Annotated in this window: 23 protein-coding genes and 1 pseudogene; 20 read left to right on the top strand and 4 right to left on the bottom strand. The window is 59.6% G+C overall.

Annotated elements, in window-relative coordinates:
- Positions 1-22 precede the first annotated feature (22 nt).
- From AC2FFD_RS04945 to dusB, 3 genes are read right to left on the bottom strand one after another with little or no spacing between them, the layout of a single operon-like run.
- Entirely contained in the window at positions 23-1,390 is a 1,368-nt protein-coding gene (locus AC2FFD_RS04945) for a response regulator (RefSeq protein WP_480684167.1), read from the bottom strand.
- Complete coding sequence (locus tag AC2FFD_RS04940; protein ID WP_496872195.1) at positions 1,390-2,478, bottom strand: two-component system sensor histidine kinase NtrB; 1,089 nt, start codon at positions 2,476-2,478, stop codon at positions 1,390-1,392. Before AC2FFD_RS04940 ends, AC2FFD_RS04945 begins: the two co-directional genes overlap by 1 nt.
- A complete protein-coding gene (gene dusB, locus AC2FFD_RS04935; RefSeq protein ID WP_496872194.1) occupies positions 2,475-3,458 on the bottom strand; it encodes a tRNA dihydrouridine synthase DusB in 984 nt (327 codons plus the stop codon). The genes AC2FFD_RS04940 and dusB overlap by 4 nt, the downstream gene beginning before the upstream one ends.
- Before the next feature lie 182 nt (positions 3,459-3,640).
- On the opposite strand from dusB, the gene AC2FFD_RS04930 reads away from it, so the two are divergent.
- From AC2FFD_RS04930 to AC2FFD_RS04900, 7 genes are all read left to right on the top strand, one after another.
- Entirely contained in the window at positions 3,641-4,771 is a 1,131-nt protein-coding gene (locus AC2FFD_RS04930) for a bifunctional 2-C-methyl-D-erythritol 4-phosphate cytidylyltransferase/2-C-methyl-D-erythritol 2,4-cyclodiphosphate synthase (protein ID WP_496872193.1), read from the top strand.
- Positions 4,768-5,265, top strand: a complete 498-nt coding sequence (locus AC2FFD_RS04925; RefSeq protein WP_480445293.1) for a phosphatidylglycerophosphatase A family protein — start codon at positions 4,768-4,770, stop codon at positions 5,263-5,265. The genes AC2FFD_RS04930 and AC2FFD_RS04925 overlap by 4 nt, the downstream gene beginning before the upstream one ends.
- The gene (locus tag AC2FFD_RS04920; RefSeq protein ID WP_496872190.1) at positions 5,262-5,738 is read left to right on the top strand and encodes a CinA family protein; all 477 of its coding nucleotides are present in this window, start codon (positions 5,262-5,264) and stop codon (positions 5,736-5,738) included. The genes AC2FFD_RS04925 and AC2FFD_RS04920 overlap by 4 nt, the downstream gene beginning before the upstream one ends.
- Before the next feature lie 197 nt (positions 5,739-5,935).
- Positions 5,936-7,117 carry an ammonium transporter gene (locus AC2FFD_RS04915; protein WP_496872189.1) on the top strand — a complete coding sequence of 394 codons (1,182 nt, stop codon included), beginning with the start codon at positions 5,936-5,938 and terminating at the stop codon, positions 7,115-7,117.
- Positions 7,118-7,259: 142 nt separating this feature from the next.
- Positions 7,260-7,940, top strand: coding sequence for an orotate phosphoribosyltransferase (locus AC2FFD_RS04910; protein WP_170344088.1), 681 nt, complete (start codon positions 7,260-7,262; stop codon positions 7,938-7,940).
- 225 nt (positions 7,941-8,165) lie between these two features.
- Complete coding sequence (locus AC2FFD_RS04905; protein ID WP_170344087.1) at positions 8,166-9,656, top strand: replicative DNA helicase; 1,491 nt, start codon at positions 8,166-8,168, stop codon at positions 9,654-9,656.
- 123 nt (positions 9,657-9,779) lie between these two features.
- On the top strand, positions 9,780-10,826 hold the full coding sequence (locus tag AC2FFD_RS04900) for a Hint domain-containing protein (RefSeq protein WP_496872187.1): 1,047 nt from the start codon (positions 9,780-9,782) through the stop codon (positions 10,824-10,826).
- A gap of 45 nt (positions 10,827-10,871) precedes the next feature.
- Here AC2FFD_RS04900 and AC2FFD_RS04895 read toward each other — a convergent pair whose 3' ends face one another.
- Positions 10,872-11,411 (bottom strand): GNAT family N-acetyltransferase, encoded by a 540-nt coding sequence (locus tag AC2FFD_RS04895; RefSeq protein ID WP_496872186.1) that lies wholly within the window; start codon positions 11,409-11,411, stop codon positions 10,872-10,874.
- Between the two features lie 241 nt (positions 11,412-11,652).
- On the opposite strand from AC2FFD_RS04895, the gene alr reads away from it, so the two are divergent.
- The 13 genes and pseudogenes from alr to AC2FFD_RS04830 all read left to right on the top strand — a co-directional run bounded on the left by alr (position 11,653) and on the right by AC2FFD_RS04830 (position 22,439).
- A complete protein-coding gene (alr, locus tag AC2FFD_RS04890; protein ID WP_496872184.1) occupies positions 11,653-12,687 on the top strand; it encodes an alanine racemase in 1,035 nt (344 codons plus the stop codon).
- Complete coding sequence (locus AC2FFD_RS04885; protein ID WP_170344083.1) at positions 12,684-13,466, top strand: MlaE family ABC transporter permease; 783 nt, start codon at positions 12,684-12,686, stop codon at positions 13,464-13,466. Before alr ends, AC2FFD_RS04885 begins: the two co-directional genes overlap by 4 nt.
- On the top strand, positions 13,463-14,209 hold the full coding sequence (locus AC2FFD_RS04880) for an ABC transporter ATP-binding protein (protein WP_496872182.1): 747 nt from the start codon (positions 13,463-13,465) through the stop codon (positions 14,207-14,209). The genes AC2FFD_RS04885 and AC2FFD_RS04880 overlap by 4 nt, the downstream gene beginning before the upstream one ends.
- A complete protein-coding gene (locus tag AC2FFD_RS04875; RefSeq protein WP_496872180.1) occupies positions 14,206-14,658 on the top strand; it encodes a hypothetical protein in 453 nt (150 codons plus the stop codon). Before AC2FFD_RS04880 ends, AC2FFD_RS04875 begins: the two co-directional genes overlap by 4 nt.
- A gap of 2 nt (positions 14,659-14,660) precedes the next feature.
- Positions 14,661-14,870, top strand: a pseudogene (locus AC2FFD_RS04870) (paraquat-inducible protein A); the annotation flags it as partial.
- Between the two features lie 100 nt (positions 14,871-14,970).
- The gene (locus AC2FFD_RS04865; protein ID WP_496872179.1) at positions 14,971-15,453 is read left to right on the top strand and encodes a cytochrome b; all 483 of its coding nucleotides are present in this window, start codon (positions 14,971-14,973) and stop codon (positions 15,451-15,453) included.
- A 77-nt stretch (positions 15,454-15,530) separates the two neighbouring features.
- The gene (locus tag AC2FFD_RS04860) at positions 15,531-15,983 is read left to right on the top strand and encodes a paraquat-inducible protein A (RefSeq protein ID WP_170344080.1); all 453 of its coding nucleotides are present in this window, start codon (positions 15,531-15,533) and stop codon (positions 15,981-15,983) included.
- A gap of 150 nt (positions 15,984-16,133) precedes the next feature.
- Positions 16,134-16,916, top strand: a complete 783-nt coding sequence (locus tag AC2FFD_RS04855) for a DNA repair protein (RefSeq protein ID WP_496872177.1) — start codon at positions 16,134-16,136, stop codon at positions 16,914-16,916.
- 121 nt (positions 16,917-17,037) lie between these two features.
- A complete protein-coding gene (gene radA, locus AC2FFD_RS04850) occupies positions 17,038-18,402 on the top strand; it encodes a DNA repair protein RadA (protein ID WP_480684156.1) in 1,365 nt (454 codons plus the stop codon).
- 40 nt (positions 18,403-18,442) lie between these two features.
- Entirely contained in the window at positions 18,443-19,036 is a 594-nt protein-coding gene (locus tag AC2FFD_RS04845) for a CvpA family protein (RefSeq protein WP_170344077.1), read from the top strand.
- Between the two features lie 644 nt (positions 19,037-19,680).
- Positions 19,681-21,204, top strand: coding sequence for an amidophosphoribosyltransferase (purF, locus tag AC2FFD_RS04840; protein WP_257598839.1), 1,524 nt, complete (start codon positions 19,681-19,683; stop codon positions 21,202-21,204).
- A 299-nt stretch (positions 21,205-21,503) separates the two neighbouring features.
- Positions 21,504-21,752 carry a hypothetical protein gene (locus tag AC2FFD_RS04835; RefSeq protein ID WP_496872175.1) on the top strand — a complete coding sequence of 83 codons (249 nt, stop codon included), beginning with the start codon at positions 21,504-21,506 and terminating at the stop codon, positions 21,750-21,752.
- A 42-nt stretch (positions 21,753-21,794) separates the two neighbouring features.
- Complete coding sequence (locus AC2FFD_RS04830; RefSeq protein WP_170344073.1) at positions 21,795-22,439, top strand: SDR family NAD(P)-dependent oxidoreductase; 645 nt, start codon at positions 21,795-21,797, stop codon at positions 22,437-22,439.
- Positions 22,440-22,472: the final 33 nt, after the last annotated feature.

Below are 22,472 nucleotides of genomic sequence, written 5' to 3'. Positions count from 1 at the left end.
TGCCACGGTTTGTGTGGCGATATTACATCAGTTTGCGTCGACGTGTCACCTGAATATCGAGATCCGTAATCTTTTTTCGCAGCGTATTTCGGTTGATTCCCAGCAGATCGGCACATTTCGCCTGATTTCCGCCGGTTGCATCCAGTGCGATTTCGATCAGTGGGGCCTCAACTTCACGCAATATGCGCTGATACAGACCCGGGGGCGGCAGAATGTTGCCGTGCAGGTCAAAATACCTCCGCAAATGCCGCTCGACCGAAGTCGACAGCTTTTCGCGTTCGCCACCGCTCAGGACCGGTTCTGCCTCTGGCTGGCTGCCCAGCACCATTTCCACTTCGGTTTTCGTGATTTCGTCAGCGCGGCTGGTCAGACCCAGCCGGCGCACGGCATTTTCCAGTTGCCGTACGTTCCCGGGCCAGGAATAGCGCCGCACCAGCTCTACCGCCTCGGGGCTGAGCCAGCGCTTGGTGCCGTTCTCCCGCTCTTCCCGCATCAGGAAATGCTCGGCCAGCAACGGAATGTCGTCCACCCTTTCTCGCAATGACGGTACGTGGATCGTGGCCCCGCACAGACGATAATACAGGTCCTGGCGGATACGTCCGTTCTCCATCCCTTCGGTCAGGTCCGACTGGCTGGTGGCCATGAAACGGGGAACGTGATCGCCCGGTGTGTCCATCATGCGGACGATACGCGCCTGAAGCTCATCATCGATATCTGCGATTTCGTCTATCAACAATGTGCCGCCGCGAACCCGCGCCATCACGCGCGCCGGGCCCTCCAGATCGCGCAATTCGGCAGCGGTGACAGTGACAAAGGGCAAGGTTCGACGGTCGGAGAAATCGTGAATGGCCCGCGCAATCAATGACTTGCCCGTGCCGCTTTCGCCGGAGATCATGACCGAGAGATCCGTGTTCATCACCCGCGCAACCAACCGGTACAGGGCCTGCATCACCGGTGTACGCCCGACCAGAGGCAGTTCTTCGGGGCGCTCGCTTGTGCCTTCGGTTGGTACTGGCTGGGCACGTTGTTTCTGATCCAGCGCCCGCGCCGTCCGTTTCATCAGATCCGGCAGGTCGAAGGGTTTTGGCAGATAGTCATAGGCATCCGCCTCTGTCGCCTGAATCGCCGTCATGATGGTGTTTTGTGCGGAAATCACGATCACCGGCAAACCGGGGCGGTCTTCGGCAATCTTCGGCAGCATCTCAAGCCCGTTTCCATCGGGCATGACCACGTCGGAAATCACCACGTCCCCTTTTCCCTCGCCGACCCAACGCATCAACGTGGTCAGCGACGAGGTCGCGTGCACCTTGCACCCGGCACGCGTCAGGGCCTGCGTCAGAACAGTGCGGATCGTGCGATCGTCGTCCGCGACCAGTACGGTGCCATCCATCAGGTGCTCTCCTTCTTGTCCTCGATTGCGTCTCGCGGCGCGCGGCGCAGTGACAGTTTGAATACCGTTCGCCCGGGCACGGATTCGGCCGAAATCCAGCCGTCATGGTCCGAGATGATCTTGCTGACCAGCGCCAACCCCAGGCCGGTGCCGTTTTCCCTGCCGGATACGAACGGATCGAAAATGTCGCCACGGATGTCTTCAGGCAGCCCCGGACCATCGTCGATGATCTCGATCTGCAAGGGCAGCGAGTGCCCCGACCCGTCACTGCGACGCAGCCGGAAGGAATGTTCGAAATAGGTGCGCAGGCGGATCGTTCCGCCCTGCGGCCCCGCCGCCTCGGACGCATTCTTAAGCAGGTTCAGGACCACTTGCAGAAACTGGTCCGGGTCTCCATAGGCCAGCGGCAGCGACGGGTCATAGTCTTCGATGATCGTCATATCCGCACCAAATCCCAGCAACGCGGACCGTCTTGCGCGATCCAGCACATCGTGGATGTTGACCGGCTTGAAGTCAGGTTTCTGAAGGTTCCCGAATTGTTCGACCTGTTCCAGCAGTTTTACGATCCGGCGGCTTTCGGCGACAATAAGGTCAGTCAGTTCAAGGTCTTGCGGCGGTATATTCATGCTGAGCAACTGCGCGGCACCGGTGATCCCGGCCAGCGGGTTCTTGATCTCGTGCGCCAGCATTTCCGCCATGCCGATGGCGGATTGTGCCGCGGATTTGACCGTATTCCCCCGCGTCATCCGACCCGCCAATTCACGAGGCGAGATGATCATGATCATGGACTCCGGATGCCCGACCAAAGGCGCAATCTGCAACGCGCATTGCAGCGGTGCCCGGCTGCCCGACCCCACATCCACATCATTCACGAACAAAGGTGTGCCCTGCCAGCGGGCGCGCTCGAAAGCCTCTTCCAACGGCGCGTCCACGGCGATCTGATCCCACACCGGATGGCCGATCACCGATTTGCGCGATGCGTTCAGAAACCCCTCACCGGCAGCATTCACATCGGATATCCGGTCCTGTTCATCAATAATGAACGCCGGAACCGGCAGCGAGTTCCAGATGCTGGTGTCAGAATTCATGCCGCCACCTCGTCCGTGACGCTGAGCGCATCCGCCAACAGGCGCAGCACTTCCCCCGGATCGCGTGACGTCAGGACCGCCCGGCGCAGAGGCGCAGGTGTTGCGGCTTCGTCCATGTACCACCCCAGATGCTTGCGGGCGACACGCAGACCCAGATCGGTGCCGTAGAAATCCAGCATCGACTGATAATGCGCGCAAACCATATCAATCAGATCATGACCGGTCGGAATGTCAGGTGTCTCGGCCCCGTACAGGTCGTGACAGATTTGCGCCAACAGCCAGGGCTTGCCCTGAGCACCACGACCCACCATCACCCCATCCGCGCCGGACTGGCGCAACGCGGTTCGCGCGGCGTCAGTGTCCACGATATCTCCGTTCGCGATGACCGGGATCGAGACGGCCTCTTTCACCGCCCGGATCGCCCGCCAATCAGCGTGACCCTTGTAGAACTGACAGCGTGTGCGGCCATGGATCGTGACCATCTGAATGCCCGCGTCCTGAGCGCGGCGCGCCACGTCGGGCGCGTTCAACAGACTATCGTCCCATCCCAGCCGGGTTTTCAGCGTCACCGGCAGATCGACCGCGCCCACCACGGCCTCGATCAGTGCCAGCGCGTGATCCGGCGTTTTCAGAAGGGCCGAGCCGGAATAGCCGTTTGTCACCTTCTTGGCGGGGCACCCCATGTTGATGTCGATCACGCGCGCGCCACGATCGGCCACCTGACGGGCCGCCTCGGCCATCCAATGGGCCTCGCGCCCTGCCAGTTGTACGGCGGTGTTTTCCACGTCCGCGGACAGTTCCGCCCGCTCCCGCACGCCGGGTTTGGCCTGCACCATCTCCTGACTGGCGACCATTTCACTGACCACCATGCCCGCACCAAACCGCATCACCAGATCGCGAAACGGGCGGTCGGTGATTCCGGCCATGGGCGCTAGCAAAACAGGCGGTGCTATTTCCTTGTCGGCAAGGTGCAATGTCAACGTGCTTAATCCTTGGGCAGTTGTGGTTTTGATATCGCTTTCTGCGCATATGAACAACAAAACGGCGCGCAACAAGCCCGCAAAACTATCATTTGCCTATTTTTTAAGCACATGACCATGGGTGATTGCCTCTGCATTCACCGCCGCCTAAACAATGCCCATCACGAGGAGAGCACACACATATGACAACAGCCGCCATCATAGTCGCCGCCGGTCGCGGGTCGCGCGCCGGGGGTGGCGTGCCAAAGCAATGGCGCAGCCTTGCGGGCCGGCGGGTGGCCGATTGGACGATCGAGCGCTTTCGCGGACAGGTGGATCACATAGTTCTGGTGCTGTCCGACGAAGATAGCGCCGCATGGGAAGACTTCCGTGAAACCGACCTGATCCTGGCTTCGGGCGGAACGGATCGCGCGGGATCGGTGCGCAACGGATTGGCTGCTCTGGCCGACCGGAACGTGCAGCGCGTTTTGATCCACGACGTTGCACGGCCTTGCGTCACGCGCCGCATCATCACCGACGTTCTGAACGCCCTGGAAACATGTCCGGCGGCGGCGCCCGGGCTGGCGGTGACAGATGCGCTGTGGATCGGGCATGAACAGGCTGTGACCGGCACGCAGGATCGCAGCAACCTGTTCGCCGCGCAAACTCCGCAAGGGTTTCACTATGGCGCCATCACCGCTGCCCACGCCGCCCATCCGGGCGGCGCGGCAGATGATGTCCAGGTTGCCCGAGCCGCCGGGCTCGATGTCTGCATCGTACCGGGCGATGCCGACAATTTGAAAATCACCCGCCCCGAGGATTTTGCCCGGGCGGAACGCGTAATGGGAACGGACATGGATGTAAGGCTGGGCAACGGGTACGACGTGCACCGTTTTGGCGATGGGGATCATGTGATCCTTTGCGGTGTGAAGGTGCCGCATGACCGCGGGCTGCAAGGCCATTCGGATGCCGATGTCGGGATGCACGCAGTCACCGATGCGATCTATGGCGCACTGGCACAGGGCGATATCGGACAGCATTTCCCACCTTCGGATCCACAATGGAAAGGCGCAGCCAGCGAGATTTTCCTGCGCCACGCGGTCGAGTTGGCGGAACGGATGGGATACCGTATCTCGAACGTCGATTGCACGTTGGTCTGCGAATATCCGAAAATTGGCCCGCATTCAGAAACCATGCGGGAAAAGATGTCTGAGATCATGGGCCTGCGCGCAGATCAGGTTTCGGTCAAGGCGACAACGTCCGAGCGTCTGGGCTTTACCGGCCGCGGCGAGGGCATCGCCTCGCTCGCCACAGCCTGTCTGGTGAAGGCATGAACGCGGCACAGATGATCGGGACTGTCGGCGGCGTTGGCTATTTGCGCCCCGCCCCTGGCACCTGGGGATCACTGGTGGCCCTGCCGATGGCCTGGGTATTGCACACGCTGGGTGGTTTCCCGCTGCTGGCGATCGCAACGGTTGCGGTTTTTTTCGGCGGCCTCTGGGCCACGCGGGTGATGACCAGGGGTCAGGATGACCACGACCCGTCCGAAATCGTCATTGACGAAGTTGCAGGCCAGTTCATCGCGCTTTGGGCGATTTCCTATCCGTCCTGGGCGCATGGAATCGACATTACCGCGCTCTGGCCCGGCTGGGTTGCTGGGTTCATCCTGTTCCGTCTGTTCGACATCACCAAACCGGGCCCTGTCGGCTGGGCTGATCGCCGCGGAGATCCGATGGGCGTGATGCTGGACGACGTGATTGCAGGCATTTTCGCAGCCATCGGCGTGATGGTTCTGGCCGGTATCGCACACGGAGTTCTGGGGCTATGAACGTCACAGGCCTGCTGGACCGCGCCAAGGCGCAGGGCGTGATGATCGCCACCGCCGAAAGCTGTACCGGCGGCATGGTCGCTGCGGCCCTGACTGACATTTCCGGCAGCTCTGCCGTCGTGGATCGGGGTTTCGTCACCTACACCAACGAAGCCAAACAGGACATGCTGGGCGTTCAGGCCGAAACGCTGAACGCGCATGGTGCGGTTTCCGAAGAGGTTGCCCGCGAAATGGCCGAAGGCGCGCTGCGCAATTCACTGGCGCAACTTGCCGTCTCGATCACCGGTATTGCCGGGCCGGGCGGGTCCGAATTCAAACCCGAAGGGCGTGTGTGTTTCGGGTTGGCCGCCGAGGGGCGGCCGACGCATGTCGAAACCGTCGAATTCGGCGCACCCGGTCGCGATGCCGTGCGGCGCGCGGCGCGTGACCACGCCTTGGCCCTGCTGTATACGGCCCTTTCCGCAGGCGCCTAAACTTTTAGCACAAGACCCCTGAAACCGCTCCTTTTGCAGTCAGTTGAAAAAAGGCCGCCAAAACAGGCGCTTTTTTTCGCCTTGCCTCTTTTTTCTCCAACCGACGGTGGCTTGAAACAGCCCACACCGCTCACACAGCGCCGATCCGTGCCGAATTTCGACGGACCGGCGCACTCATTCGGAAGGGAGAATGGCCCATGAACGGAGCCGATACAGCCTGGATCATCGTTGCAACCGCGTTGGTCCTATTCATGACATTGCCGGGCCTCGCCCTGTTCTATGGCGGCCTCGTGCGTGCCCGAAATGTCCTCAGCGTGTTCATGCATTGCTTTTCAATTGCCTGTTTGATGAGCGTTCTTTGGCTGGTCGCTGGGTATTCCATCGCGTTCGGCCCCGGTGAAAGCGGGCTTTGGGGTGGTTTGGGCAAGGTCTTCTTAAACGGCGTCGACGTGGACAGCCTTGCAGGAACCCTGCCCGAGGTCCTGTTCTTTGCCTTCCAGATGACCTTCGCCATCATCACCCCGGCGTTGATCGTGGGCGCCTATGTCGAACGTGTGGGCTTTGGCTTTGTCCTGACCTTCTCGGCGCTGTGGATGCTGCTGTGCTATGCGCCCGTGGTGCACTGGATCTGGGGTGGAGGGATGCTGGCTGATGGCGGCATTCTGGGCGAGATCGGCGTGCGCGACTTTGCGGGCGGTATCGTGGTGCACGAAACCGCTGGTCTGGCAGCCTTGATCATCGCGGTCATCCTCGGGCCGCGCCGCAACCGCACGACACCACCGCACAACCCCGGTTATGTCATGATCGGTGCCGCAATGCTGTGGGTCGGCTGGTTCGGTTTCAACGGTGGTTCGCAACTGGCCGCTGATGGCGGAGCGGCGATGGCCCTGACCGTCACGCACCTGTCCGCAGCCACCGCTTCGCTGAGCTGGGCCCTGTGGGAACGTATCCGTTTTGGCAAGGCCTCGATGGTCGGTCTGGTCACGGGCACAATCGCGGGTCTGGCCTCGATCACGCCGGCTTCGGGCTTCGTCGGTCCGGTTCAGGCCCTGATCATTGGCGCCGTGGCCGGCGTTCTGTGTCAGGAAGCCGTCAGCGTGGTGCGCAACAAGCTGAATATCGACGACACGCTGGATGTATTCGCCGTGCATGGCGTCGGCGGTATCTTCGGCACGCTCATGATCGCCCTGTTTGGCCTCGGAACCTGGACCGCTCAGTTGGGCGGGCTGATTATCGTGGGTGTCTTTACGGCAGTTGTCACGTTTGTGTTGGTCAAACTGGTTGCACAGATCACGCCACTTCGCGTAGACGCCGAGACCGAGACAAATGGCCTCGACCTCTCGGTACATGGCGAGCGGGCCTATGACATGAGCAGTTAAGCCCACCTTGGCTGCCCATCGCCCGTAAGGGCAAAAGCGGACCTCTTGGGGGTCCGCTTTTCTTTTGTCCAATCCCTCTCGACTCCGGCCCAAGGGTCGGGCTATCAGCCCGCAACGTGTTTTCAGCCCCGAGGTTTGCACCATGATCCCCAGTTCCTTTCCCGACAGCACCGAAATCGCCCGCCTGACCGCACGGATGTTGCTGGAGATCAAAGCCGTGCATTTCAACTCGCGGGAACCGTTCACGCTGGCCAGCGGGCTGCCCAGCCCGACCTATATCGACTGCCGCAAGCTGATCTCGTATCCGCGCATCCGCTCGACCCTGATGGATTTCCTGACCGTCACGGTGATGCGGGATGCTGGCTTTGAGGCGTTTGACAACATCGCAGGCGGGGAAACGGCGGGCATCCCCTTTGCCGCCATGGTCGCCGAGCGCATGGCCCTGCCCATGACTTACGTTCGCAAGAAACCCAAAGGTTATGGCCGTAACGCCCGAATCGAAGGCGCGATGAGCGAAGGTGAACGTGTGTTGCTGGTCGAAGACCTGACAACCGACGGCGGCTCGAAACTGTCCTTTGTCGATGCGATCCGCGAAACCGGCGCCACCTGCGGGCACACCGCCGTCATTTTCTACTACGGCATCTTCCCCGAGACCGAGAAAACGCTGGGTGATCATGGCGTCAAGCTGCACTCGCTCTGCACATGGTGGGATGTTCTGGCCGAGGCCAAGGCACAGAAAGCCTTTGACGACGAGACCCTTAGCGAAGTCGAGGCCTTTCTGAACGATCCGCGCGGCTGGCAAGAGGCCAATAAACCAGCGTAAACCTGTTGTGGACGGAATGGGGATAAACCCGGAAGAATCGGGCAGCTCGCCACGATATATGGTGACTTTTCCCACAATTCCTACATAATAAGGGATGCGGACGCCGGCATCCAAGCGGTCTGGAAAGTTATCCCAAGGCTTTACCCCAAGTTAGCCACAGGTATTTCCAGATAGCTTGCGGTGGTGTTTCATGTGTAGAACCTCGGGACGGGCAGCGGGGACAAAATGAACGAGATCAGCAGTATCGAGCAGGCAGCGGCACAGATTCAGAACGCCGAAACCATGCCGCATTCCATTGAGGCCGAACAACAGCTTCTGGGTGCGATCCTGACCAACAACGACCTGTATGACCGGGTCGCCTCGATCATCGGGGCTGAACATTTCTATGATCCGGTCCATGCCCGGATTTACGAAGTGGCCTCGGCCCGTATTGCAAAGAATGCGCTCGCCTCGCCCGTGACGCTCAAATCGTTCATGGCCGAGGATGAGGGTCTGAAGGAACTGGGCGGTCCCGCCTATCTGGTCAAACTGGCCGGCGCTTCGATCAGCGCATTCGCGGTGCACGACTATGCCCAGATGATCTATGACCTTGCCATCCGGCGCGAGCTGATCCGGCTGGGCCGCGACATCTCGGACAAGGCGGCGCGGGTCGATGTCTCGAGCGAGCCGAAAGAACAGATCGTCGAGGCCGAGCAGCAGCTTTATCAGCTGTCCGAGCAGGGCCAGACCGAACAAGGCTTTCAATCCTTCCTCAAGGCCGTCACCGAAGCCGTCAACGTCACCAACGAGGCCTACCAGCGTGGCGGCGGCATGGCCGGGATTTCCACCGGTCTGGCCGATCTGGACAAGCAATTGGGTGGGTTGCACCCGTCCGACCTGATCATTCTGGCCGGGCGCCCATCCATGGGTAAAACCTCGCTGGCCACCAACATCGCCTTCAACGTTGCCAAGGCCTACAAGCGCGGGACTAAGCCCGACGGCAGCGAAGGTGCGATCGATGGCGGCGTTGTCGGCTTCTTCTCACTCGAGATGAGTGCGGAACAGCTTGCAGGCCGGGTTCTGGCGGAAGCCTCGGAGATCTCGAGCCACAAAATCCGTCAGGGCGACATGACCGAGGCCGAATTCCGCCGTTTCGTGGATGCGGCCAAGGAACTGGAAGCCTGCCCTTTGTTTATTGACGACACCCCTGCCTTGCCGATCTCGCAACTTGCAGCCCGGGCACGACGGTTGAAACGGACCCACGGGCTGGACTTGCTGGTCATCGACTATCTACAGCTGTGCCGCGGCATGTCCGACAACCGGGTGAACGAAATCGCCGAGATCTCGATGGGCATGAAAGCCATCGCCAAGGAACTGAACATCCCGGTCGTTGCGCTTTCACAGCTGTCCCGTCAGGTCGAAAGCCGCGACGACAAGCGCCCGCAACTGTCCGACCTGCGCGAATCCGGCTCGATCGAGCAGGACGCCGACGTGGTGATGTTCGTGTTCCGCGAGGAATACTACAAGGAACGGGAAAAGCCCGGCGATCACGAACTGGAAAAGATGGAAGAGTGGAAGCAGGCGATGGAACGTCTGCATGGCAAGGCCGAAGTCATCGTCGGCAAACAACGTCACGGACCCATCGGTACGGTCGAATTGTCGTTCGAGGCACAATTCACCCGCTTTGGCAATCTGGTCAAGCCCTGGCAACAGGGCGGTGAAATCGAGGGTTATTGATCGCGTAAAGAACGCCCGCCCCGTGCTGGACACGCCAAGCGCTTTGGTGTTTTCCCTGCCCGGTGTTAACGTGACGGTGTCGTTCAACCAAAACGTGCCATTTCCGCCCGGAGACCCACAGATTTGCCCGCGATCATATCGGAAATAAGATATCGCAACGGCCCGAACTTTGCTCCGGACGGAGATTACATTGAAATCCGTGTCCCCGTCGGAACCGATGTCACCGGGTTGCAGGTCGATGTTTACAACGCCAACGGCTCGGTACGCAGTTCGACGGATGTCGACACCGGAACGATGACCACCGTGGGCGGGTTCGACTATTACGTGATTTCGGCGCGCATCAACCGATTAGGGGCGGTCTCTCTTTCTGACAATGGTTCGGTTCTCAGCTTTGTATCCTTTGACTCGCAGGTGACAGCGACCCAGGGGCCGGCCAGTGGCCAGACCTCGACCCAGATCGGCAGCAACGGCACGGACGATACCGCGTCGCTGTCATCGAAGGACGGGGTCAACTTTGTCGAGGATCCCAACCCCAGCCCCGGCGCCCCCTGTTTTGCTTCGGACACCCTGGTCCTGACGGACCGTGGCGAAATCAGGGTTCAGGATATCTGCCGGGGTGACAGGGTGATGACGACCGGAGACAGCTCGGCAACCGTTCGGCTTGTTCTGTCCCGGCACCTGCGCCAGGCCGATCTGTTAAAAACACCCGAACTGCGCCCAGTCCGCATCACGGCCGGCGCCCTGGGGCACGGCCTGCCCCGCCGGGACCTGACGGTTTCACGACAGCACAGAATGCTGGTCCGTTCGGACATCGCGCAGCGCATGTTCGACTCAAGGGAGGTTCTGGTCTCGGCCATCCGGCTGACAGACCTACCGGGCGTTTACGTGGATCGGGACGCGACGCAGGTGGTTTACCATCACGTAGTCTGTGACCGTCACGTGGTTCTTTTTGCCGAAGGCGCGCCAAGTGAAAGCCTGTTTACCGGCCCCGAAGCTCTCAAATCCCTTCCGCCCGAAGCGTTGCACGAGCTGTTGCAGATTTTTCCGGGTCTCAGCTGCGATAAAGATATGGACCCTGCCTTCTATATCCCCAGCGGCAGGCGGCAGAAAAAGCTGGTGGCCCGACATGTCCGGAACAGCAAGGCGATCATAGATCAGGCCCTGTTCTAGGCTGTGGAGCCAAGGCCATCGACCAAAGCGAAAAACCAATCCCACTCACCACAGCGCCGGGTTGTTCAGTGCGGAAACGCATTGCGATGGGCCTTTCAAAGGCTTCAGTTCGTGACCATCCAACGCCTGACCCAACCAGCCATGCGGATGGCTGAGTTTCAGCGGTGGCTGGGCAGTATCCTCGGTGATCTGCACAAATCCCGTCTTGCAATAATAGGCCGGGTCGCCATAGGTCAGTGCCACATCCACACCTGAGGCCCGCAAGCGATCCAGACCATAAGAAATCAGCGCCTGTCCAATACCTGTTTTTTGCGAGCCCGTTTGAACGGCCATCGGCGAGAGGATGAACACACTGCGCGTATCCTGCGAAAACGTCATCCGGGAAAAAATGGCACAGCCAAGCAGCTCGTGATCGTGATGCGCCGTGCACACCAGAATGTCTTCAGGCGGCGTGCTGTTGATCAATTCACGTACGAACGTACCAATTGCTGCGCCCTCTTCCGGCCCTTCCGATGCGGAAAAAACGTCTGCAAAAAAACTTGTGATCTGTGATGGGTCTACGGCCAATCCGCTAGAAAAATCCATGACTTCCTCATTGGTTGACGGTGCGCCCTCGCCTTCGCCGGGACAGAACGATCCTGTTCACAGGATCGCTTTAACTTGGATGTGAAGACAATCCCCGAACCGGGCAATTACAGCGGCAGGTTGCCGAATCTTCCGATTTTTTGGTGTTTTCCGCCACAACAGACGAAACACCGTCATAAACCGCCAGGTAAATGCGCCATTCCCTCTTGACCTTGGACGGCGCAATGTCATGAACAGTGCCATGAGTACTGCACGTTTGACGATCAATCTTCAGGCGCTCGCCAGCAATTGGCGGGCGCTCGACGCGAAAACCGGGGTCGAAACCGGTGCCGTGGTCAAGGCCGATGCCTACGGGCTGGGTGCCGGGCCCGTCAGCGACACGCTGGCCGAAGAGGGCGTTCGCAAGTTTTTTGTGGCTGCCGCAGAAGAAGGCGCCGCTGTCCGCCAGGCGGTTGGTCCAGGCCCGATGATCTGTGTCTTTTCAGGGCATATGGAAGGCGATACCCAGTTGCTGCTCGCCAACGATCTGACACCATTGATCAATTCGCCAGAGCAGTTCCAACTCCACCAACACGCCCTGCCCAACCATCCGTTCGGCATTCAACTGGACAGTGGCATGAACCGGCTGGGTCTTGAACCCGCCGACTGGGCCGAGTTGCGCCCAAAGGCCGAGGCGATGTCACCGGTTGTCATCATGTCCCATCTGGCCTGCGCGGACGAGCCGGACCATCCGATGAACCAGCAGCAGCTTAGAACCTTCCGAGAGATGACCGAAGGTGTCACCGCGCCGCGTTCTCTGGCCGCGACCGGCGGCATGCTTTTGGGTCCCGAGTTCCATTTCGATTTCTGCCGCCCGGGCATCGGCCTGTATGGCGGCCTGCCCTTTGGGGACGCCAAACCCGTTGTCACGGTCGATCTGCCTGTCATCCAGGTGCGCAAGGTGGCCGTGGGCGAAACTGTTGGTTACGGCAACAGCTGGGTTGCGCGCCGACCCTCTCGTATCGCCACAGTCGCGGCGGGGTATGCAGACGGCCTGCATCGCGCCATCGGCGGCGGCATAGACACCTTCGCCGGCAATCAGCCCTGCCCGGTTGTCGGCCGTATCTCGATGGATCTGATCACGGTGGACGTCACGGACCTGCCGAAAGACCCGGAACGCCTGCGTATCCTGAATGGCCATCAGACCGTCGATGATCTGGCCGAAGCTGCCGGGACAATTGGCTATGAGATCCTCACCTCAATGGGCAATCGCTATTCGCGGGGCTATGTGGAATGAACCCTCTCACCGCGCTCGGAGGTCTGGGCCGCACGGTTCTGAGCCTGCTTGCGGCCTTTGGCCGGGTGGCACTGTTCGCGCTTGATGCGATCTCGCATATCCTGCGTCCCCCCTTCTATCCGCGCGAATTTGGCATGGCCCTGCTGAACATCGGCTGGCTGTCTCTGCCGGTCGTCGGCCTGACCGCGATTTTCACCGGCGGTGCGCTGGCATTGCAGATCTACGCAGGCGGCGCGCGTTTCAACGCCGAAGCCGTGGTGCCGCAGATCGTGGCCATCGGTATGGTGCGCGAACTTGGCCCGGTTCTGGTCGGCCTGATGATTGCGGCGCGCGTGACATCCTCGATCGCGGCCGAGATCGCCACGATGAAAGTGACCGAACAGATCGACGCGCTGGTCACGCTGTCCACGCATCCGATGAAATACCTCACCGTCCCGCGCGTTCTGGCCGCCCTGATCACAGTGCCTGCTTTGGTGGCCGTGGGTGACATCATCGGAATTGCCGGCGGCTACACCGTGGCAACGCAAAACCTGGGCTTCAACCCGGCGGCCTATCTTAAAAACACCGTGGATTTCCTGGAAACCCGCGACATCGTCTCATCATTGGTCAAAGGCGCGGCCTTCGGCCTGATCGCAGCCACCATGGGCTGCTACTACGGCATGAATTCCGGCCGTGGCGCGCAGGGCGTGGGCCGCGCCACAAAAGGCTCGGTCGAGGCCGCCGCCGTGTTGATCCTGGCTGCAAACTTCGTTCTCACGGGGGTATTCTTCTCGCTATGATCCGGATGGAGAACGTACATAAAGCCTTTGGTGACAACCACGTGCTGCAAGGCATGAACCTTGAGATCCCCAAGGGCACCTCGATGGTCATCATCGGCGGTTCGGGCACCGGCAAATCGGTCGCCTTGAAATGCATTCTGGGCCTGATCAAGCCCGACAGCGGCATGATCTATGTCGACGGCAAAGACGCGAGCAAAGGCGACCGTGACGCGTTTCTGGCCCGGTTCGGGATGCTGTTTCAGGGGTCCGCGCTGTTTGACTCGCTGACCGTCTGGCAGAACGTTGCCTTCCGCCTGCTGCGCGGCTCGCTGAAGCGCCCGACCGAAGAAGCCCGCGAGATCGCCATCGAGAAACTCCGCCGCGTGGGCCTGAAATCCGACGTGGCCGACCGCTTTCCGGCGGAACTGTCAGGCGGCATGCAGAAACGCGTGGGCCTCGCGCGCGCGATCGCTGCCGAGCCCGAGATCATCTTTTTTGATGAGCCCACAACGGGCCTCGATCCGATCATGTCCGGCGTCATCAATGACCTGATCCGCGAGATCGTGACCGAGATGGGCGCCACCGCGATGACCATCACCCACGACATGAGCTCGGTCCGCGCGATTGCCGACAACGTGGCCATGCTGCACGGTGGCGTCATTCAGTGGACCGGCCCGGTCAGCCAGATGGATGCGTCTGGTGATCCCTATGTCGAGCAGTTCATCAGCGGGAGCGCAGAGGGGCCGATTGAGGCGGTGCGATGATCGAACCAATGACATTTGGCGAACTGTCGAATTTCGTCAAACAGATTGGTTTCAGCTATTTGGCTGGTCTTGGCATAATATTATCCGGCCTTATTCCTGGCTTCCAACGAACCTCTGACTCCGGTGAAAACTACGCGGACGCCATCGCCGCATTCAGAAGGCAAAAGTTTGGCTGGGGCGCCGAGGAAAAGTACTCCGATGCGGCAACGAAATCTTCTCTGTTTCAAAACGTTCTGGGGCTCATAGTCTTGGCAACCATTGCTTTCTTTATGTGGTTTCTGATGAATAGGCTCCACTATCCGATATTGAGTTTGGCTGCCGGGGTTCTAATGATCATCATGGCTATAAATATCCGAAGGAATTTCCGAAAACGTTGGTCTGGCAGTATGCTGGAATTTGACTTTGGCAGTATTGCGATAGGACTGCTTTTTCTTCTCTCGCGCATATGATCATGACCCTCCGCCTCGCCACCCTCTCCCTCCTGATCCTCTACCCCATCGCGTGGTTCGCCCCGCTGATGCGCGCGGGGTTCCTGCCGATCTTCTGCCTCTCAGAGATCAGCGTCATCACAGGCCTGCAATCCCTTTGGAAATCCGACATCTTCCTCGCGCTGATCGTCACCATCTTCGCGCCTTACATCAAAACCATCGGCACCGCGCTGAAGGTTCCCACGCGCGACGAAAAAACTCAAAACTCATCGACGGAATTCCGAACGTCACGCGTTACACCAATGTAACCCATGTATTTCCCGGAGCTTCCCCATGCCCACTTCTTATTCCCGCGCACAAATCGCCCTTCATTGGGCCATTTTCGTACTGATCGCAGTTCAGTTCCTCTTTCACGAGCCGATTTCAGAAGCATGGGATCAAATTGAACGTGGGTTGCCGGTCGCATTTCAAGCCCCGGTTGCTTTGCATGTTTTCGGGGGTTTCCTTATTCTGGCACTCGCGCTTTGGCGGATTGCATTGCGCCTTCGCCGCGGCGCGCCCTCCCTTCCGGAAAAGGAAACTGCTGCGATGAAACTCGCGGCTCATGCGACCCATTTCTCGCTATATGCCTTGATGGTGCTTTTGCCGGTGACCGGTGCTCTGGCTTGGTTCGGAGGGATAGAAGCATCCGCCGAAGTGCATGAAGTCTTGAAAACACTGATGCTTGTTCTGGTTCTTCTGCATATTTTGGCCGCCCTGTTCCATCAGTTCGTCCTGAAAACCAATTTGATGGCCCGTATGAGGCGGGCAGAGTAACCTCCCAAACAAGCATCCTTGCACAGACGATCCAACGACGTACTGTTAGGCGGTCAAACGTAACAGAACTGGCCGCCATGACCCTCCGCCTCGCCACCCTCTCGCTGCTGATCCTCTACCCCATCGCGTGGTTCGCCCCGCTGATGCGTGCAGGGTTCCTGCCGATCTTCGGCCTCAGCGAAATCAGCGTCATCACCGGGCTGCAATCCCTGTGGAAATCCGATGTCTTCCTTGCGCTGATCGTCACCATCTTCGCCCTGTTTGCGCCTTACATCAAAACCATCGGCACCGCGCTGATCCAATGGAATCTGCTGGATGCCCGCGTCCAGCCGGCGCTCAACATCCTCGGCAAGCTGGCCATGGCCGACATCTTCCTGATCGCGCTTTACATCACTTTGGCCAAAGGCATCTCTTACGCGACCGTTGAGACCGCATGGGGTCTATACCTGTTTACAGCCTGCATTCTGGCCTCCATCGCGCTTGGCCATATTACAGAGATGACATCCACATCACGAAAAGCTCAGACCTAATTGATTGAAAACACAAATCTAAGTATCATCTTTATATTTCGAGCAGCAGTGTTTTGTAGTTTTCGGGTCCGCAGCGGATCGCACTAAGTCGTCAGATCACCTTCCGCTTTGGCCCGGTGTGTTCCGGTTTCAAGAAGGAGTTCGACGATCATGGCCGCCCTCCACAGTATTACAATGCAATTTCAGAATGCCTTTTTAAGACTGACATTTTTCCTGATCTGCCTGGCGGCCTTGTCGGCCGTTTCAGCCACGTTGTTGTCCGCTTTTGGCGTATTGCCCTGGCTCTCGATGCAGGCCGGATTCGGCGAGGCTCCACCAGCGGATGCCGGCATGTTCATCCAGATCGGCCTGACAGCGCTAATTCTCATGCTGGCGTTTTACCTGCCGGCCAATGCCCGAATGATGGCTCTGGAAAACAACCACCGCAAATTCGCGCTCAACATGCATGACATCGCGGAAGCGTATCAAATGGCCCATGCCGCCGATCGCGGCGGGCTGTTCATGATGTCGTCCGAGTTTGACGCCGTAAAGGAACGTTTGGGTTTTCTGCGCCAGCACCCTGATCTGCAATCGCTTGAACCAGAGATTCTGGAACTGGCCGCACAGATGAGCCAGATCAGTCAGGAACTGGCCCGAACCTATGGCGATGCGCAGGTCGAACGCGCGCGGATGTTCCTGCAACAGCGGCAGGAAGAGATCGAGCTGTTTCAGCGGCGTCTGGAAGAAGCGCAGGTCATCCAGAACGAATTGCGCCAGTGGACGCGGGATGTGGAAATGGAAGAGACGATCGCCAGGTCGCAACTTACCCGTCTGCGGGATGAGCTGTTCGAGCTTCTGCCCGAATTGTCCACCCAACTACAGGCTCCACGCAATGAGAGTTCTTCCAAGGCGGCCAGCGTGATAGCAATGTCGCCCCTTCGACCAGCGGAATAGGCGCGACCGCGCCCGCTGCGGGCGATGGCCCATCGGGGCCTGAGGCCGCAGCGCGCCACCGGCGGTGACGAAAGCCGACAAGGGCTTGAAGAACCGCCCAACCTCGGGCACGAAGAGCGTCATGGCAAAGACGACATCCTTCTCCTGCTCGGCCTGCGGCACGACGCATACACGATGGTCCGGGCGCTGCGATGGGTGTGGCGAATGGAACACCATAGTTCAGGACGCGCCCCTTTCGGCTGGCCCGGCCAAAAAATCCCTTGGCGGAAAACGCGGCCAGTCCATTGCACTCACGGATTTGTCGACCGAGGAAACACCGCCGCCCCGCACCCTCTGCGGGGTTGAGGAGCTCGATCGTGTTCTGGGCGGCGGGCTGGTCCCGGCCTCGGCCCTTTTGGTGGGCGGAGACCCCGGCATCGGGAAATCCACCCTGCTGCTGCAAGCCGCAGCGCGTTTTGCGCGTGCGGGCGTGAAAACCATCTATGTCTCGGGCGAAGAAGCCAGCGCACAGGTTCGCATGCGGGCCCGCCGTCTGGGGCTTGAGGACGCCCCAGTTCAACTCGCCGCCGAAACCAATCTGCGCGACATCCTCACAACGCTTGAAGCGGAAAAACCCGGTCTGGCCATCATCGACTCGATTCAGACCATGTGGGCAGACAATGTCGACAGCGCACCCGGCTCTGTTTCACAAGTCCGGGCTGCGGCACATGAATTGACCACGTTTGCGAAACGGCACGGTGTTTCGATCATCATGGTTGGCCACGTCACCAAAGAGGGCCAGATCGCCGGCCCTCGCGTGGTCGAACACATGGTTGACACGGTGCTTTATTTCGAGGGCGAGCGCGGCCACCAGTTCCGCATCCTGCGCGCAGTCAAGAACCGCTTTGGCCCGGCGGACGAAATCGGTGTATTCGAAATGACCGGCAAGGGGTTGGCACAAGTCACCAACCCATCGGCCCTGTTCTTGTCCGAACGTGGCAAACCAAGCCCCGGCTCTGCTGTTTTCGCCGGAATTGAAGGTACCCGCCCCGTGTTGGTCGAATTGCAGGCGCTCGTCGCACCCTCACCTCATTCGCAAGCGCGCCGAACCGTCGTTGGATGGGACAGCGGAAGGCTGGCAATGATCCTCGCAGTGCTCGAAGCGCGCTGCGGCATCCCCTTCGCGGGTCTTGATGTCTATCTGAACGTCGCCGGAGGATTGAAAATCAGCGAACCCGCTGCCGATCTGGCCGTTGCCGCTGCGTTACTGAGCGCACGCGAAGACACGGCCCTTCCCACGGATACGGTCGTTTTCGGAGAAATCTCGCTGTCAGGGGCACTTAGACCGGCCCCACAGACCGAAAACAGGTTGAAAGAAGCGCAAAAACTTGGTTTCACAGCGGCAATTGCTCCGGCAGGTGGCAAAACCGGCACTGTGGCAGGTCTGACACTCACCCGACCCTCTGATTTGGTGGGGTTTGTTGGCGAAACCTTCGGAGCAGGTTAAAGTCGCGCCCCGAGGGGCAGAAAAAGAACAGGCGAGGGCAATGGAAGGTTTTACAATAATTGACGGGGTGGTCGCCCTGATCATCGTGCTGTCGGGCTTGCTGGCCTACTCACGCGGGTTCATGCGCGAGGTTCTGGCCATTGCAGGCTGGGTCGCAGCGGCCGTTCTGGCATTCATCTTTGCCCCACAGGCCGTACCGCTGGTCAAGGAAATCCCGGTGGTCGGAGATTTCCTGCGCGACAGCTGTGAACTGTCGGTGATCACCGGCTTTGCAGCAGTCTTCGCCGTGGCGCTGATCGTGGTCAGCATCTTCACGCCGCTGTTTTCATCGCTGGTCCAGCGCTCGGCTTTGGGCGGCCTGGATCAGGCGCTGGGGCTGTTCTTCGGCATCGCACGCGGCATTCTGCTGGTTGCAATCGCCTTCTTTGTCTATGACACGGTCATGACCGGCCAGTCCTACACAATCGTGGACGAAAGCCGCTCGGCCAAGGTGTTCGAGCAGTTCAGCAGCCAGATTGAAGAACAAAACCCCGAAGCGGCTCTGGGGTGGGTGACTGCACAATATGAAGAGTTGGTCGCCAGCTGCACGGCAGGAAACGAACAACCCGAAACCACGGCACCAGCTGACGGGTAATCTTGGGGTGCATAGCGTGAGGAAAGCCCGGCATCGTCCGGGCTTTTTCGATTCACATATACCCTTCCCCGCCACAAACCGTGCAGCGGATCGTTTTCAGCCCGAAACACCCGTCACACCGGCTGGAAATCGGTTTGCCAAGAATATCGCGGCTTTTGACAACTTCGCCCGCGCCGTTGCAGATCTGACAGGGTGCCCGCCCCATTCCCCGGCACCTGTGGCACCGTTGCTTGATCCGCTCCTGCTTGTTCTGTTGAGGTTTATGTTGCCACATTCCGGCCCTTTGCGTGCTTCACCCATCCTGACTTGCACTTATTGACTGGCATGACAGCACATATGATTGCACATGTCATCTTGTTCCTGACCCTGCCACGATCCCTGAAATCCCGACCTGCGGCAATAGGTGAGTGGATCCTTTGATGACAGCCACGCCATTAGGCATTATGTGGAGGCCAACCCGCCACGGAATCGGAGCCACCGATCTTGTTCTTTCTGTACGAATGCGCGCTGGTCGTTGTGATGGTCGCCCTATTGGCGTCGTTGTCGCCTGCCACCAAACCGACTGCACGCGCCTTGCAGAGGATCCGATGCCGAACTGCGGTCAATCCTCAGGTCAAATCGTCATAGAAGTTGGAGCCCCGTAAATGTGTGGGATTTTGGGAATCGCAAGCCGGACACATGATGTGTTTGCCGAAATCTATGACGGGCTGCTGATGTTGCAGCACAGGGGTCAGGATGCCTCTGGGATCGTGACCTACAACGGCGAATTCTTCCGCGAAAAGAAGGCCAACGGTCTGGTCAAGGACGTGTTCAATGCCCAGGATGCCGAAAGCCTGTTGGGTCGTGTGGGCATGGGTCATGTGCGCTATCCGACGGCGGGGTCCCTCAGCGCGGCCGAGGCGCAGCCCTTTTTCGTGAACGCCCCCTACGGCATCTATCTGGTTCACAACGGCAACATCACCAATACCGCTGAACAGCGCGAAAAGGTTACCGGCAAATACAGCCGTCACCTGCGCACCACGTCGGATTCTGAAATCCTGCTGAACGTGCTGGCCGACAAAGTGGCGGATGCGATCAAGGTGAATGGCAATCGCGAACCCATCCGCAATCTGTTTGCCGGTGTGAAGATGACGATGGAACGCGTTCAGGGCGCCTATTCCGTGATCTGTCTGGTCGCAGGCGTCGGCATGCTGGCTTTCCGCGATCCGTTTGGCATTCGCCCACTGTCGGTCGCCAAACGCGAAGTGGACGGAGACGGTGATGATTATGCCTTTGCCTCGGAAGACGTGGCCTTTGGCATCAACGGCTTTGAAAAGCTGCGTGATCTTCGCCCGGGTGAGGCAATTCTGATCGATCTGGACGGCAACATGCACGAGTTTCAGGCGGTCGAGGGCAAACTGACGCCCTGCATATTCGAGTATGTCTACCTGGCCCGTCCGGATTCTTTGCTGGACGGTGTTTCGGTTTACAAGACTCAGATGCGCATGGGCCAGACGCTGGCCAAGCAGATTCAGGAGTCGGGGCTGGAAATCGACCGGATCATCCCGGTGCCCGACAGCGCCCGCCCCGTGGCTCTGGAAGCCGCGAAGATCACCGGCATCCCCTATCGCGAAGGGCTGGTGAAAAACCGGTATGTCGGGCGTACGTTCATCATGCCGGGTCAGGCGGAACGGCAGAAATCCGTCCGCCGCAAGTTGAATGCCGTGCCGCTGGAATTCGACGGCCACAGTGTTCTGCTGATCGACGATTCCATCGTACGGGGCAACACCATCAAGAAGATCGTTCAGATGTGCCGCGATGCCGGGGCCAAGAAGGTCTATGTCGCCAGCGCCTCGCCGCCGGTGAAATACCCCAATGTCTACGGTATAGACATGCCCACCAAGGCCGAGCTGATCGCGAATGGCAAGGACATCGAAGAGATCCGCGAAGAACTGGGTGCGGACGCCCTGTTCTATCAGCACCTGGAAGATCTGATCTGGGCCGCCAAGGAGGGCAATCCCGAGATCGAAGCCTTCGACTGTTCCTGTTTTGACGGCAAATACATCACGGGCAGCGTCAGCGAAGGCTATCTGGACAATCTGGAAAACAGCAGCCGTGTCAGCCAGAAACGCGCTGACATGCAGGTCCCGGGCGGGTCCTGGAATGCGGCAAAACTGGCCTCGGGCTGAGCGGACGATACGGAACTGACATAGTCGGTTTTCCATTCTGAATGGCGAATCAGAACGGCGGATCGTTCCGGGCAGTCGATGACCGTCGGCCGGTCCGGTTGCTGTCACGTGATGTGGATGAGTGGAAACTTGCCACAACCAAACGGCGAATTCCACGCAATCACAAGGGCTTTTTTCAAGGGCGCCAAATCGTGATGACACCTGTCCGCGCAGCGCTTTTGTTCGCTTGAGCGTTTTGTTATCCGGCGGCCACCACTCACTCAACAAGGGGTTCCGGGCCATGTCCCGGACCACGGATCATGTCAAACGCCACAGTCAAAAGCGCGGCCACGCAGCGGGGCGCGCTGAAGAAGAATTCCGTCTCGGTTCTGGGCGTATTCGGGCCGAAAGCAGACATGCGCGCCCTGATGCGCCTGTCATCAGGCCGTGTAAAAAAGGTCAAACCCGGAAGCCGCGTTGCCTCGGGCACAGTGGTCGCGATTGATGAGCATGGCATCATGCTGCGACAAAGCGGCCAGACCAGGCGTATCGCCATCCCCGGCGGCTGATCACATCTTGACGCCCCGCGCGCGGGGGTTCAAACCGCAGGCATGACCGATACGACCAAAATCGCCCTGATAACCGGGGCCTCTCGCGGGCTGGGCGCTGCGCTGGCCGAAGCGCTGGCGCCCGAATACCACATCGTCGCAGTCGCCCGGACCACTGGCGGGCTGGAAGAACTGGACGATCGCATCAAGGCCAAGGGTGGCTCTGCCACGCTGGCACCGATGGACATCACCGATCCCAACGCGATGGCAACCCTGTGCCGTGGGATCCATGACCGTTGGGGCAAGGTGGATCTGTGGCTGCACACGGCCATTCACACCTCGGCGCTAACGCCGGTACATTTCGTCGACCCCAAGGAATGGACCAAGGCAGTCAACACGAATGCAAACGCAACTTCGGTTCTGATCCCATATGTCTCGCCCCTGCTGGGTGAAAACGGCCACGCTGTGTTTTTCGATGACCCGAAGGCCGGTGAGAAATTCTATGGCATCTACGGCGCCACCAAGGCCGCACAAATGGCCCTGGCCCGCAGTTGGGCGGCCGAGACCGAACGTACCGGTCCGCGCGTCTCGATCGTGGAACCAGCGCCGATGCCCACCGCCGTGCGTGCCCGGTTCCACCCGGGCGAAGATCGCGACGCGCTGACGAGCACCGCAGATGAGGCCGCCCGGATTCTGGCGCTGCTTTAGGAAATGGCCCTGACGGGCCATGCCTCCGGCGGG

The sequence above is a fragment of the Ruegeria sp. YTSC002 genome, from assembly GCF_059609845.1.
The sequence above is the reverse complement of the archived record's forward strand: the minus strand, read 5'-3'. Positions and strand labels throughout refer to the sequence as shown.